Below are 14500 nucleotides of genomic sequence, written 5' to 3'. Positions count from 1 at the left end.
CTCATCAAGGCGTGACGGCCCATGACCGCCGTGGTGATCGGAGCCGGACCCGCCGGACTGATGGCCGCCGAGGTCATGGCGCGGCACGGCCTTGCCGTCCAGGTCTACGACGCCATGCCGTCGCCGGGGCGCAAGTTCCTGCTGGCCGGCAAGGGGGGGCTGAACCTCACCCATTCCGAACCGATGGAGCGCTTCGTCACCCGCTATGGCGCCGCCGCCGGCTTCATGGCTCCGTTGCTGGCCGAATTCGGGCCGACGCATCTGCGAGCCTGGGCCGAGGGGCTGGGGATCGAGACCTTCGTCGGTTCGTCGGGCCGGGTGTTTCCGGCCCAGATGAAAGCCGCGCCGCTGCTGCGCGCCTGGGTGCGCCGCCTGCGGGGGCTGGGCGTCATCCTTCACCCCCGCCGCCGCTGGCTGGGCTGGGACGCCGAGCACCGTCTTCGGCTCGCTGGGCCCGAGGGCGAGGAAACGCTGGACGCCAGGGCCTGCGTCCTGGCCCTGGGCGGCGCCTCCTGGCCGCATCTGGGCTCGGACGGCGGCTGGGCCGCGCCGCTGGCCTCAAAGGGGGTGGAGGTCGCCCCGCTGAAGCCCGCCAATTGCGGCTTCGACCTGGACTGGAGCCCCTCCTTCGCCGAACGCTTCGCCGGCGGCCGCACCGGCACGGTGGAACTGTCCTTCGCCGGACAAAGGCGGCGGGGGGAAATCACGCTCACCGCCACCGGGATCGAGGGGGGCGTCGTCTACGGGCTGGCCGCCCAATTGCGCAACAGCCTGGAGGCCTTGGGCGAGGCGGTGCCCCATGTGGATCTGATGCCCGACTGGAGCGCCGAGCGGGTGGCGGCGGCCCTGGCCCGTCCGCGCGGTTCGAAGTCGCTGTCCACCTTCCTGAAGAAGGCCCTGCCCCTGTCGCCCGCCGCCCTGGCCCTGCTGCGCGAGGCCGCCCCGGCAGCCGCGTCTCCCGCCGCCCTGGCCGAAGCGATCAAGGCCCTGCCCCTGCGGCTGCGCCGCCCCCGCCCCCTGGCCGAGGCCGTCTCCACCGCCGGGGGAATCGCGCTGGCGGAGATGGACGATTCCCTGATGCTCAAGCGCCTGCCGGGAATCTTCGCGGCCGGGGAAATGCTGGACTGGGAAGCCCCCACCGGCGGCTATCTGCTCACCGGCTGCTTCGCCACCGGCCACCGGGCCGGATTAGGGGCGGTCAGGCACTGTAACGCAGTGTAACAGTTTCGCCGATTTTGCTTCTGCCTCGTATCAGGACTGAGGTAGGGTGGGGCCAATCCTGTAGGGGCATCCTTAATCATAATTCGTCAGCAGCGCAATTAATGGGTCTGTCGCTCGACATCGCCAGATCGGAACGTAAGCTTGTCATCGGGGTGAAGGCCCTGCTGGCCTTGTCGTTCTGCCTCTACGCCCTCACGTGGGTTGGCCTGCCGCTAGCCGTCAACACCACTCTTAATCGCGATACCATCCAGATTGTCTACTGGGGAATGGAGTGGCAGGCCGGCTACTTCAAGCATCCGCCGCTGATCAGCTGGATGACCGAGATCGCCTTCAGGCTGTTCCGGGCGTCGGACGGCGTGGTCTACGGCCTGGGCGTCGCGGTGATGGTGGCCTCCTTCGCCTGCGTCCACCGGCTGGCGCGCCGCTACCTGGACTCCACCAGCGCCGCCCTGGCGGTGGTGACGTTGCCGGTGCTGGGCTATTACAGCTACGTCGTCCCACATTTCAACCATAACATTCTACTCAACCTGCCCTGGTGCGCCGGCATCTGGCTGGCCTACCTCGCCATCGAGGAGCGGCGGAACTGGGCGTGGCCGCTGCTGGGGCTGACGCTCGGCCTGGGCATCCTGACCAAGTACACCATCCTGATCCTGCCGCTGCTGCTGCTGGTCCACGTCCTGGCGACACCGGAACATCGCTGGGTGCTGCGCTCGCCACGCGCCTGGGCGGCGGCCGGCCTGTGCCTGGCGGTGGCTGCGCCCCATGCCCAGTGGGTGCTGACCCACGATCTGGGGCCGCTGCGCTATCTGTCCAGCGGCGCCGGCCTCAGCGATGAAAGCTTCATCGAGCGCCATCTGATCAATCCTCTCGTGGCGCTGCTGATCATGGCCGGCATGTGCGCCTCGCTGTTGCTCGCCCTGGTGGGCGGCCTGGGGCTGCCCCGGCTGCAACGGCGCCAGCTGTGCCGCCGGGACCGCTTCCTGCTGATGATGAGCCTCGGCCCCGTCGCCCTGGTCATCCTGCTGTCGGCCATCACCGGCGGCGCCATGCGGGTGGAGTGGGCCTCGTCCTTCTTCCTGCCCCTTCCGCTGCTGCTCCTGCATCTGTTCTATCCCTCGCCCACGCCGTGGCGGGTCAACCGCCTGCTGGCCTGGACCAGCGGCCTGATGGTCGCCATGGCGGCCACCTATGTGCTGATCTTCACCGGCGTCATCGCCGACATGGACGAAGGCAAGTGGTCGCGTTTCCCGGCCAATCAGCTGGGCGCCGCCGCCGCTGACGGCTGGGAGCAGGTCTGTCACAGCCCGGTGCCGGTGATCATCGGCGACGCCTGGCTGGGCGGCACCGCGTCGCTGAAATTACCCGAGCGTCCCCGGGTCTACAGCGAAGCCGATTCCAAGATGGCTCCCTGGCTGTCGGACGAGGACATCCGCCGCACCGGCGCCCTGATCCTGTGGGATCAGGCCCTGGACGGACGCTATCGCGACATCGACCACCAGGATGCGCCCCGGCCGGGCGAACCGCTCGACTGGTTCCCGGGCATTGCCGCCCTGGAAGCGCGCTTCGGCCCCATCACCACCCTGCCCGACGTGACGCTGCATTATCCCGGCCCCGTCCAGGAAGCCCCGATCCGGCTCGGACGGGCCGTCATCCCGCCGGCCGCCCCCTGCCGCTAGAGCAAGCCACCGGTGCGAAGCCGTCTCCATCGATGGCCATCGCACTCCAGGGGCATAGCCCCGGGCCGCCAGAAGCAGTTTATAACTAAAATAATATGCCGAATCTCAGGGAGGCGTGATGGCGGATATATGCCGTCGACGCCTCAGCCCTTGGGAGCGGCCTTGCGCGACCGGCCGGGCTTCTTCGCCGCCGTCGGGGGTTTGGTCGCGGCGGCGGGGTCGACGATGCCGTGCGCCACCATGGTGAAGAAGATCTCCAGGATCTTCTCGATGGGGATGGATTTGCCGGGGTCGTACCAGCGCGACATCCAATTGCACATGCCGAGCACGCCGTTGGCCACCATGCGGGCGTCGAGGCCCGGCTTGAAGATTCCCTTTTCCTGCCCCTCCTCGATCAGGCGGGTCCACAGGTGGGTGTATTCGTTCCACACGCCCCGCAGTTCCGCCGCCTTGCTCTCGTCCTCGAGGAAATGGTCCTCGCGGAGCGCCACGGTCATTTCCAGGTAGTTGGGATTGAAGCGGTCGAGATGGTTGCGGATGGCCGCTTCCAGCTTCTCCTCGGCCGGCAGGTTGGAATTGATGATCGCGCCCAGCCCCATGACCAGCGAGGTGCTCTGCGGCAGGATGATCTTCAGCAAGATGTCGGCGCGGCTCTTGAAATAATAATAGATGGCCTCGCGCTTGATGCCGACCGCGTTGGCGATGTCCTCGATGGACGTGCGGTTGACCCCCTGGCGTTCGAACACCTCGGTGGCCCGCCTCAATATCTGAATCCGTCGGCTCATCCCGGCCCATTCCTAACGTATTGCCCTAAGTCAGACCCTAGCCGGAAGCATCGCAACGCACAATGGAATTTTTTACGCCACCGTAAAAAAGCTGTTTACGGGTCCGTAAAATTATTTTAGCGTTCAAACAACGGCAGCACGTTGACCGGACCCAAGTCCGGCAATGATCAATCGGAGGAACATCCGTGGCGGCCGGGCCCAACGAGAGGGAGGAACCGCCGTGAAAGCCGAAGAGCTTGTAGGCAAAGTCTATGCCCCGTTCACCGTGGATGTGGAGAAGGGCCGGTTGCGGCTTTTCGCCAAGGCCATCGGTGAATCCAACCCCGTCTACACCGACGAGAGCGCGGCGCGAAAGGCAGGCTACACCTCGCTTCCGGCGCCTCCCACCTTCGCCTTCTCCATCGCCATGGACGCCGAGCAGCCCTTCAAGGTGCTGGAAGACCTGGGCGTGGACAAGACCCGCTCCATGCATGGCGAGCAGATCTTCGACTACATCGAGCCCATCTGCGCCGGCGACACCATCACCGGCGTGCAAAGGGTGGTCGAGACCTTCGAGAAGAAGGGCGGCGCCATGCGCTTCATCGTCACCGAAACGCTGCTGAAAAATCAGCACACCCGGCCGGTGGCGAATTTACGGACCGTAATAATCGTCCGTCAGGGGTAGGAGGCAGACATGACCATCCGTTTCGCCGAGGTCAAGGTGGGAGACCGCATTCCCGACCTGGCCAAGCCGGCCATCGACCGGACCCAGCTGGCCCTGTTCGCCGGGGCGTCCGGCGACCACAACCCCATCCACCTGGACGACGAGCAGGCCCGCTCGGGTGGGCTGCCCGGCGTCATCGCCCACGGCATGCTGTCCATGGCCTTCCTGGGCCAGGTGCTGACCGGCTGGGTGCCGCAATCGGCCATCCGCTCGTTCTCGGCCCGCTTCACCGCCATGGCCTTCCCCGGCGACACCATCACCTGCCAGGGCGTGGTCACCGCCAAGTCCGAGGAGAACGGCGAAAACGTGGTCGATCTCGAGCTGGCCGCCGTCAACCAGGACGGCAAGCAGACCCTGGCCGGCTCGGCCCGCATCGCCCTGCCCGCCTAGGAGCGCGTCCCATGGCCTATCTCGCCGAGATTCCCTATGGCTGCTACTGGTCGACGCCCTTCGCCCGATGGATGGGCAGCCTGGCGCGGCTTCACTCCATGGAATTCGCCGCCCATGTGGCCAAGGCCGAGCTGGCCCGGCGCGACATCCCGGCCGGGGCGTTCGATTTCGGCGTGCTGGGCACCTCAGTGCCGCAAAAGCACTGCTTCTACGGCGCGCCCTGGCTGATGGGCATGATCGGCGCGGCCCAGGCGGGCGGCCCCAGCATCTCGCAGGCCTGCGCCACCGGCGTGCGCTGCCTGCTGACGGCGGCCACCGAGATTCAGGCCGGGCTGGCCACAATGGCGCTGTCGGCCACCTGCGACCGCACCTCCAACGGACCGCATCTCTATTACCCCGATCCCGGCGGAGCCGGCGGCACCGGCAGCGCCGAGGACTGGGTGATGCAGAACTTTTCCTACGATCCGTTCACCGCCAAGTCCATGCTGGCCACCGCCGAGAACGTCGCCGCCCGCTACAAGATCGGCACGGAGCGCCAGCACGAGGTGGTGCTGCGCCGCGAGGAGCAGTATGCCGCTGCCCTGGCCGACGATCGCGCCTTCCTCAAGCGCTTCATGACCCTGCCTTTCTCGGTCCCCAGCCCCAATTTCAAGAAGACCGCCGGGGAAATGGCCGCCGACGAGGGCGTCAGCCGATCGACGCCCGAGGGACTGGCCGCCTTGAAGCCGGTGATGGAGGGCGGCAGCGTGACCTTCGGCGCCCAGACCCATCCCGCCGACGGCAACGCCTGCCTGATCGTCGCCACGCCGGGCAAGGCCCGCGAACTGTCCCGCGACCCGCTGATCCGGGTGCGGCTGATGGGCTTCGGCTTGGAAAGGGTCGAGCCCGCCTTCATGCCCCGCGCCACTGTACCGGCCGCCAAGCGCGCCCTGGAGCAGGCCGGCATCGGCATGGACAAGGTCAAGGCGGTGAAGCTGCACAATCCCTTCACGGTCAACGACATCGTCTTCGCCGAGGAGACCGGGGCCAAGCTGGCCGAGATCAACAATTACGGCTCGTCCCTGGTCTGGGGCCATCCCCAGGCGCCCATGGGCACAAGGAGCGTGATCGAGCTGATCGAGGAACTGGTGATCCGGGGCGGCGGCTACGGCCTGTTCTCCGGCTGCGCCGCCGGCGACACCGCCATGGCGGTGGTGATCCTGGTCGATGAACGCCCGGTCTGAGCGCAACGGAGAAGCATGACCATGAACCTCTCCGACTGGATCGAACGCTGGGCCGGATTTGCCGCCGACAAGCCGGCCATCCGCTACGAGGGCGCCGAGATCAGCTATGGCGGCCTCGCCCGCCACATCGCCCGCATCAGCGGCGCCCTGTCCGGCACGCTCGGCATCCGCAAGGGCGAGCGGGTGGCGTGGCTGGGCCTCAACAACGCCGAGAGCATCGCCCTGCTGTTCGCCTGCGCGCGCATCGGCGCCATCTTCACGCCGCTGAACTGGCGGCTCACTCCCGTAGAGCATCTGGCGCTGATGGCCGATTCCGAGCCCTCGCTGCTGGTGGTCGAGCCGGAGTTCGCCGACGCCATCGCTGCCAAGAAGGTGGTGGTCACCGGCCCCCGCCTGGCCTGCACCGGCGGCCCGCGCGCCGGCTGGCTGGACTGGGATTCCATGGTCGAGGCCGCGCCGCTGCTGGGCGGCGGCGAGGGCCGCGCCGAGGACCCGCTGCTGCTGTGCTACACCTCGGGCACCACCGGCCTGCCCAAGGGCGCCATCCATACCCAGGACGGCATGCTGTGGAACGCCGTCAACAGCACCCAGATGCACGACCTGACCAGCCAGGACCGGGTGCTGACCACGCTGCCCATCTTCCATGTGGGCGGACTGAACATCCAGACCATGCCGGCGCTGCATGCGGGCGCCACCGTCACCCTGCACCGCCGCTTCGACGCCGCCACCACCTTGAACACCCTGGTGGGCGAGCGCATCACCCTGGCGGTGCTGGTCCCCACCCAGTTGGACCTGCTGCTGAGCGAACCGGGCTGGGCGGGGGCCGACCTGTCGGCCTTGCGCTGCATCACCACCGGCTCGACCATCATTCCCGCCGGGCTGGTGCGCACCATCCAGGCGCGCGGCATTCCGGTGATCCAGATCTTCGGCTCCACCGAGACCGGCCCCGTGGCGGTGTTCCAGCGGGTGGCCGACAGCGCCAGGGTGGGCGTCGCCGGCCATTGCGCCGTCCATTGCGAGATGCGCCTGGTGGACGGCGAGGGCAACGACGTGCCCGCCGGCCAGTCGGGCGAGGTGCTGATCAAGGGCCGCAACATCATGACCGGCTACTGGCGCGACGAGGCCGCCACCCGGGCGGCGCTGAAAGACGGCTGGTTCGCCACCGGCGACATCGGCCATCTGGACGCCGACGGCTATCTGGTCATCGACGACCGCAAGAAGGAAATGATCATCTCGGGCGGCGAGAACATCTTCCCCGCCGCCCTGGAAGCCATCCTGGGCGAGTGCCCCGACATCGAGGAAGCCGCCGTGGTCGGCCGCCCCGACGACCGCTGGGGCGAGATCCCGGTGGCGGTGGTGGTGCCCCGCCCCGGCGCCCGCCTGACCGAGGAGGGGGTGCTGGCCCTCTTCAAGGACAAGGTGGCCCGCTACAAGCACCCGCGCGCCGTGATCTTCGCCGAGCAATTGCCGCGCACCAGCATCGGCAAGCTGATCAAGGCCGACATCCGCAAGCTGGCGCGCCAGGCGCCGCAATCCTCCTCCTCTTAAGCCCGGAGACCCGTCCCCATGAGCACAAAGATCGGTATCGACGTCGGCGGCACCTTCACCGACTTCTTCGTCGCCGAGGCCGGGTGCGAGCCCAGGATCCACAAGGTCCTGTCCACCCCGCACGACCCGTCCATCGCGGTGATCCAGGGGCTGGAGGAGATCGCCGCCAGCCGCAAGCCGGCCATGGACTTCGCCGGTTTCGTCAAGACCATCGACACCATCGTCCACGGCACCACGGTGACCACCAACGCCACGCTGACCCATACCGGGGCCAAGTGCGGACTGATCACCACCCAGGGCGTGCGCGACGCGCTGGAAATGCGGCGCGGCATCCGCGAGGAGCAGTACAACAACCGCTACACCAACGTGCCGCCCCTGGTGGAGCGCTATCTGCGCGTGGGCGTCGGCGGACGCATGGACCGCATGGGCCGCGAGATCGAGCCGCTGTCGCTCGCCGACATCGAGGCGTCCATCGCCCTGTTCAAGGCCGAGAAGGTCGAGGCGGTGGCCATCTGCTTCATGAACGCCTTCGCCAACCCCGAGCACGAGCGCAAGGCGGCCGAACTGGTGCGCAAGCACCTGCCCGGCGCCTATCTCACCGTGTCCACCGACCTGCTTCCCTCCATCCGCTTCTACGACCGCATCAGCACCACGGCGCTGAATTCCTATGTGGGGCCCAAGCTCAGCCATTATCTCGACCAGTTAACCGGACGACTGAAGGGCATCGGCTTCGACGGGCTGCTGCTGATCACCCAGTCCAACGGCGGCGTCATGGCGCCCGAGGTGGCGCGTGAGAAGTCGGCGCTCACCCTGCTGTCGGGACCTGCGGGCGGCCCCGGCGCGGGCCTCGCCTACGCCAACGTCCACGGCCAGAACCGCTGCATCACCACCGACATGGGCGGCACCAGCTTCGAGGCCTCCATGGCGGTCGACGCCCCCGTCATGGTCAATGACGGCGAGATCGCGCGCCACCGCATCGCGCTGCCCATGCTGGGCATCCACACCATCGGCGCCGGCGGCGGCTCCATCGGCTGGATCGACGAGGGCGGCATGCTGCGCATGGGGCCGCAATCGGCGGGCGCCGATCCCGGCCCGGCCTGCTACGGCAAGGGCGGCACCCGTCCCACCTCCACTGACGCCAACCTGGTGCTGGGCTACCTCAATCCCGGCTTCTTCGCCGGCGGCCGCATGAGCCTGGACCTGGCCGCCGCCGAGCAGGCCATCGCCGAGCACGTGGCCAAGCCGCTGGGCCTCTCCGTGGTCGAGGCGGCGGCGGGCATGTACCGCATCATCTGCAACAACATGGCCCAGGGCGTGCGCGAGGTGACCATCAAGCGCGGCTTCGACCCGCGCGAGTTCCCCATGATCGTGGCCGGCGGCGCCGGGCCCATCCATTCCTGCCTGATCGCCGACGAGCTGGAGATGCCCTTCCAGATCGTGCCGCGCGAATCCTCGGTGCTGTGCGCCTACGGCATGCTGATGGGCGACATCAAGCACGACTTCGTGCGCACTTTCGTCTCGCGCCTGGACGGACTGGACTGGTCGCGGCTGAAGGCGGTGATCGCCGAGATGGCCAAGGAGGGCGACGAGTTGCTGAATTCCGAGCGGATCGCCGCCGATCGCCGCAGCATCGCCGTCAAGCTGGACTGCCGCTACCTCAAGCAATACCACGAGGTGTCGTTCGAGGTGCCCATGGCCGCCGTCGAGGCGGGCGACACCGCAGCCGTCACCCGGCTGTTCCATGCCGAGCACAACCGCCTCTACGGCTATTCGCTGGAAGAGCAGAAGGTCCCGGCCGAGATCATCAACGTCCGCGTCCAGGCCTCGGGCGTCACCGACAAGCCCGCCGGGCGGAGCGAGCCCTATGCCGGCCCCGACGGCTCGGCGGCCATCAAGGGCGAGCGCATGGTCTACGTCCCCGAGGACAAGGCCTTCCGCTCCGTCCCCGTCTATGACGGCCACAAGCTCAAGCACGGCAACCGGGTCGCCGGCCCGGCGATGATCGAGGAAATCACCACCGCCATCTTCGTCTCGGCCTCGTTCGACGGGGTCTGCGACCGCACCGGTTCGTTCGCGCTGTACCGCAAGGGCCGCGAAGACCTGGTGGCCAACATCCTGAAGGGGGCCTGAACGCCATGACCGCCATCGATCCCATCCTGCTGTCGGTTTACGCCCGCACCTTCAAGTCCATCACCGACGAGATGAGCATCTCGGTGCAGAAGACCACCCGCTCGCCCATCCTGTGCGAGGCCAAGGACTTCGTCACCGGGCTGTACGACGCCGAGGGCAACATGCTGGAGCAGACCGAGAATCTGCCCATCCTGGCCTTCTCGCTGGCGCCGGTCTGCAAGTACATCCTGAAATACTTCGAGGGCGACATTCACCCGGGCGACGTCATCTTCCACAACGACGTCTTCTCCATGGGCAACCAGAACAACGACGTCGCCGTCTATAAGCCCATCTTCCAGGGCGACACCCTGGTGGGCTGGACCGCGGTGAAGGGCCATCAGGCCGATATCGGCGGCAACGTGCCCGGCGGCTACAACCCCAACGCCAAGGAAGTGTGGCAGGAGGCGCTGCGCATTCCGCCGGTGAAGATCTATGACCGGGGCGTGTTCCGCAAGGACGTCTGGGACCTGATCTTCGCCAATATCCGCCTCGACATCGTCCAGCACGACATGCGCGCCCAGATGGGCGCCTGCACCGTGGGCGAGCGGCGTTTCCTGGAACTGCTCTCCAAGTACGGGCTGGAAAGCTTCAAGGCCCACAAGACGGCCCTGTTCGACGCCACACGCCGGATGATGGAGGCCGAGATCGCCAAGATCCCCAACGGCCGTTATTCCGGCGAGGGCATGGTCTATTACGACGGCCACCACGTGGGCAGCGAGTTCACCATCCGGGTCGACATCACCGTCGAGGACCGCAAGGTGCGCTTCGACTACACCCGCACCGACCCGCAGACCGACGGTTTCGTCAACGGCACCTTCACCTCGTCGGCCTCGGCCACGGTGCTGACCCTGCTGCAGATGGTCAACCCCGACATCCCCCACAACGAGGGCATGATCCAGCCCATCGAGATCATCATCCCCGAGGGCACCATCCTCAACGCCAGCTATCCCAAGGCCACCACCTTCGGAAACCACCTGTGCCCGCCCAACGCCGACGCCATCATCCGGGCGCTGGCCCCGGTGATCCCCGACCGGGTCACCGCCGGCTGGAACAACCTGCTGTGCTCGCTCACCACCGGCATCGACCCGGAAAAGGGCGAGAAATACGTGGATATCGGCTTCATGGGCCTGAAGGGCGGCTCGGGCGCCATGAACGGCACCGACGGCTATGACCATATCGGCATGATCGACGCCTCGGGCGGCCTGCTCGACCAGGATTACGAGATGTTCGAGCAGACCACGCCGCATCTGCTGCTCAAGCACGAATACTGGGCCGACTCGGCCGGTCCCGGCCAGTGGCGGGGCGGCTTGGGGGTCGAGACGGTGTTCACCATCGGCTCGGACGACACCCAGCTGGTGACCTTCGGCGACGGCGATTTCGAACCGGCCTTCGGCCTGTTCGGCGGCGGCGACAGCACGCTCAACCTGATCGAGCTGACCTATCCCGACGGCACCCGCGTGGTGCCGCGCAACAAGGACCTGATCACCGGCGTGCCCAAGGGCACCACCTACCGCCAGCTGGCGGGCGGCGGCGGCGGCTATGGCCCGGCATCGAAGCGTGACCGCGCCCTGCTGGCCCGCGAGGTCAGAGACGGCATCATCTCGGCCCAGGCGGCGCGCGCCGATTACGGCTGGGAAGGCTGACCGGCATGGATTTCGATTTGACCGAAGACCAGCGCGCCATCCAGGACACCTTCGCCCGCTTCGTCGATCGCGAGGTGGTCCCGGTGGCGGCCGAGCTGGACGAAGCCCACCAGTTCCCCCGTGCGCTGTTCTCCCAACTGGGCGGCCTTGGCTTCTTCGCCATGCGTTACCCCGAGGAGGTGGGCGGCGCCGGGGTGGACCTCTCCACCTTCTGCCTGGCCCTGGCCGAGATCGCCCGAGGCTCTTTGTCACTGGCAGGCGCGGCGGCCATGCAGGCGCTGATGGGCACCAACTTCCTGTGGCTGCTGGGCAATGACGACATCCGCCGACGCCTGCTGGAGCCGGCGTTGAAGGGCGAGAAGATCGGCGCCATCTGCATGACCGAGCCCAATGCCGGGTCCGACCTGGGCGGCATCGCCACCAGCGCGGTCAAGGTGGACGGCGGCTGGAAGATCAGCGGCCAGAAGACCTGGATCACCTCGGCGCCGCTGGCCGATTTCTTCACGGTGTTCGCCCGCGCCGGCGCCGAGAAGAAGCTGACCATCTTCCTGGTGGAGAAGGGCTTTGCGGGCCTTACCGTCGGCCGCTCCATCGAGAAGATGGGGGTGTGGGCCCTGCCCACCTCGGAAGTGGCCTTCGACGAATGCTTCGTCCCCGACAGCCACATGCTGAGCAAGGAGGTGGGCGACGGCGAGGGTCACTTGCGCAAGATCCTCTCCGAGATCCGCATCATCACCGGGGCCATGGCCAACGGCGTCGCCCGCGCCGCCCTGGCCGAGGCGGTGCGCTATGCAGGCGAGCGCAAACAGTTCGGCAAGCCCATCGCCGCCTTCCAGGCGGTGTCGTTCAAGCTGGCCGAGATGGCCACCGACCTGGAAGCCGCCGAACAGCTGGTCCGGTACGCCGCCTGGCTGAAGGACGCGGGCCGTCCCCACGCCCAGCAGGCGGCCATGGCCAAGCTGTTCGCCACCGAAGCCGCCGCCCGGACCTGCGACCAGGCGGCCCGGGTGCTGGCCTCCTACGGCTTCGCCATGGAGTACCCGGTGCAGCGTTTCTTACGCGACATCCGCTTCACCCTGATCGGGGGAGGCACCAGCGAAATCCTCAAGCTCATCATCGGCAAGGAGCTGACGTCATGAGTGACCGCCGTATCCGCGTCCTGCTGGCCAAGCCCGGCCTGGACGGCCACGACCAGGGCGCCAAGATCGTGGTGCGCGGCCTGATCGACGCAGGCTTCGAGGTGATCTACACCGGCCTGCGCCAGACCCCCATCGCCGTGGCCAACGCCGCCCTGGAAGAGGGCGTCGACGTCATCGGCCTGTCCAGCATGGCCGGGTCCCACCTGCCCTTCTGCCGCAAGCTGCGCCCCCTGCTCGACGAGCGGGGATTGGGCGACAAGCTCTGCCTGATCGGCGGCAACATCCCGGCCCCCGATTTCGACGAGCTGCGCGCGCTCGGCTTCACCGGGATCTTCCCCACCAGTTCGAAGATCGCCGCCATCGTCGATTTCATCAAGGAGGGGGTGCAATGAGCGAGCGACAGACGAAGCCGCGCCGCGTGGTCAACGAGTCGGGCGTCGAGATCAAGACGGTCTATACGGCCGCCGACGTGGAGGCGACGGGGGGCTTCGGCCATATCGGCGAGCCGGGCAAGTATCCCTTCACCCGGGGCATCCACGCCGAGATGTACCGCAAGCGCCCCTGGACCATGCGCCAGTATGCCGGCTTCGGCAACGCGGCCGACACCAACCGGCGCTTCAAGTTCCTGATCGCCAACGGCCAGACGGGGCTCAACGTCGCCTTCGACCTGCCCACCCAGATCGGCTTCGACTCCGATTCGCCCATGGCCGAGGGCGAGGTGGGACGCGTCGGCATGGCGGTGGACACATTGCGGGATTTCGAGGTCGCCTTCGACGGCATCGATCTGGAACAGATCACCGTATCGCTGACCGTCAACGGCTCGGCCGCCATCCTGATCGCCATGTATCTGGTGATGGCCGAAAAGCGCGGGTATGACGTGGCCAAGCTGCGCGGTACCGCCCAGAACGACATCCTGAAGGAGTTCATCGGGCGCGGCACCTGGATCTTCCCGGTGGAACCGTCCATGAAGCTGGTGGGCGACACCATCGAGTACTGCGCCCAGCATGCCCCCAAATACAGCCCGGTCAGCGTCTGCGGCTATCACATCCGCGAATCGGGCGCCAACCCGGCCCAGGAGATGGCCTACGCCTTCTGCATCGCCAAGGCCTATGCCGACGAGACCTTGAAGCGCGGGCTGGCCATCGACGAGTTCGCCGGGCGGCTGTCCTTCAACTTCAACATCTTCGGCAACATCTTCGAGCAGGTGGCCAAGTTCCGCGCGGCCCGCGGCCTGTGGGCCAAGATCATGAAGGAGGAATACGGCGCCCAGGACCCCGGCTCCATGTGGATGCGCATGATCGCCGCCGGCGGCGGCGGCGGCCTGACCAAGGAGCAGCCCGAGAACAACATCGTGCGCGGCGCCTATTACGCCCTGATCAGCGCCCTGTCGGGCACCCAGACCATGGCGCTGTGCTCGTTCGACGAGGCCTACACCATCCCCACCGAGCATTCGGCCCGCATCTCGCTTCGCACCATGCAGCTCCTGATCGAGGAAATGGGCCTGACCGAGACGGTCGATCCCCTGGGCGGCTCCTGGTACGTCGAGACGCTGACCAACCAGATGCGCGACAAGATGGTCGAGACCATGGCCGACATCGACCGCAGGGGCGGCATCGTCTCGCTGGTGGCGCAAGGCCTGGCCCAGGCCGCCGTCTCGGCCCAGGCCTACGAGATGCAAAAGCGCATCGAATCGGGCGACTTCCCCAAGGTCGGCGTCAATTGCTACCGCGAGGAGGAGGAAGAGGCCAAGGTCGAGTTCCACCCCTATGACGAGGACGACGCCAAGGCCCAGATCATGGCGCTCGACGCCATCCGGGCCGAGCGCGATGGCCGCAAGGTCCAGGCCGCACTCGACCGGGTCGAGGCCGAGGCCCGGGCCGGAACCAACGTCATGCCCGCCCTGATCGAGGCGGTGAAGGCCTATGCCAGCGTCGGCGAGATCACCGACCGGCTGGTCACCGTCTACGGCCGCTACCGCGAACCCGTCGTGTTCTAACCCCGAG

At 67.3% G+C, this 14500-nt stretch carries 12 protein-coding genes; 11 read left to right on the top strand and 1 reads right to left on the bottom strand.

The features are described 5' to 3' along the window. Positions 1-21 precede the first annotated feature (21 nt). Together XM1_RS11565 and XM1_RS11560 are read left to right on the top strand one after the other, a co-directional pair. Complete coding sequence (locus XM1_RS11565) at positions 22-1221, top strand: TIGR03862 family flavoprotein (RefSeq protein WP_068433548.1); 1200 nt, start codon at positions 22-24, stop codon at positions 1219-1221. A gap of 101 nt (positions 1222-1322) precedes the next feature. Continuing rightward, positions 1323-2897 (top strand): glycosyltransferase family 39 protein, encoded by a 1575-nt coding sequence (locus tag XM1_RS11560; protein WP_068433546.1) that lies wholly within the window; start codon positions 1323-1325, stop codon positions 2895-2897. A gap of 143 nt (positions 2898-3040) precedes the next feature. Here the strand turns inward: XM1_RS11560 and XM1_RS11555 are convergent, their stop codons facing one another. Beyond that, positions 3041-3682: a TetR family transcriptional regulator gene (locus XM1_RS11555; RefSeq protein WP_082700467.1), complete on the bottom strand. Its 642-nt coding sequence runs from the start codon at positions 3680-3682 to the stop codon at positions 3041-3043. 220 nt (positions 3683-3902) lie between these two features. Here XM1_RS11555 and XM1_RS11550 point away from each other — a divergent pair, with 220 nt between their 5' ends. Genes XM1_RS11550 through XM1_RS11510 form a run of 9 tightly spaced genes read left to right on the top strand, consistent with a single transcriptional unit; the run spans position 3903 to position 14493 of the window. Next, positions 3903-4346, top strand: coding sequence for a MaoC family dehydratase N-terminal domain-containing protein (locus tag XM1_RS11550; RefSeq protein WP_068433542.1), 444 nt, complete (start codon positions 3903-3905; stop codon positions 4344-4346). 9 nt (positions 4347-4355) lie between these two features. Further along, the gene (locus tag XM1_RS11545; RefSeq protein WP_068433540.1) at positions 4356-4775 is read left to right on the top strand and encodes a MaoC family dehydratase; all 420 of its coding nucleotides are present in this window, start codon (positions 4356-4358) and stop codon (positions 4773-4775) included. Positions 4776-4786: 11 nt separating this feature from the next. Further along, on the top strand, positions 4787-5998 hold the full coding sequence (locus XM1_RS11540) for a thiolase family protein (protein ID WP_068433538.1): 1212 nt from the start codon (positions 4787-4789) through the stop codon (positions 5996-5998). A gap of 21 nt (positions 5999-6019) precedes the next feature. Beyond that, positions 6020-7546, top strand: coding sequence for a class I adenylate-forming enzyme family protein (locus tag XM1_RS11535; protein ID WP_068437728.1), 1527 nt, complete (start codon positions 6020-6022; stop codon positions 7544-7546). An 18-nt stretch (positions 7547-7564) separates the two neighbouring features. Then, positions 7565-9676: a hydantoinase/oxoprolinase family protein gene (locus XM1_RS11530; protein ID WP_068433536.1), complete on the top strand. Its 2112-nt coding sequence runs from the start codon at positions 7565-7567 to the stop codon at positions 9674-9676. A 5-nt stretch (positions 9677-9681) separates the two neighbouring features. Further along, entirely contained in the window at positions 9682-11358 is a 1677-nt protein-coding gene (locus XM1_RS11525) for a hydantoinase B/oxoprolinase family protein (RefSeq protein WP_068433535.1), read from the top strand. Between the two features lie 5 nt (positions 11359-11363). Then, positions 11364-12497, top strand: a complete 1134-nt coding sequence (locus tag XM1_RS11520; RefSeq protein WP_068433534.1) for an acyl-CoA dehydrogenase family protein — start codon at positions 11364-11366, stop codon at positions 12495-12497. Next, positions 12494-12889: a cobalamin B12-binding domain-containing protein gene (locus XM1_RS11515; protein WP_068433532.1), complete on the top strand. Its 396-nt coding sequence runs from the start codon at positions 12494-12496 to the stop codon at positions 12887-12889. Before XM1_RS11520 ends, XM1_RS11515 begins: the two co-directional genes overlap by 4 nt. Further along, a complete protein-coding gene (locus tag XM1_RS11510; protein WP_068433530.1) occupies positions 12886-14493 on the top strand; it encodes a methylmalonyl-CoA mutase in 1608 nt (535 codons plus the stop codon). Before XM1_RS11515 ends, XM1_RS11510 begins: the two co-directional genes overlap by 4 nt. The last annotated feature ends 7 nt before the right edge of the window (positions 14494-14500 follow it).

This window comes from Magnetospirillum sp. XM-1, from assembly GCF_001511835.1.
In the GTDB taxonomy this organism is placed as follows: domain Bacteria; phylum Pseudomonadota; class Alphaproteobacteria; order Rhodospirillales; family Magnetospirillaceae; genus Phaeospirillum.
This window is presented reverse-complemented; position numbering and strand designations above follow the sequence as displayed.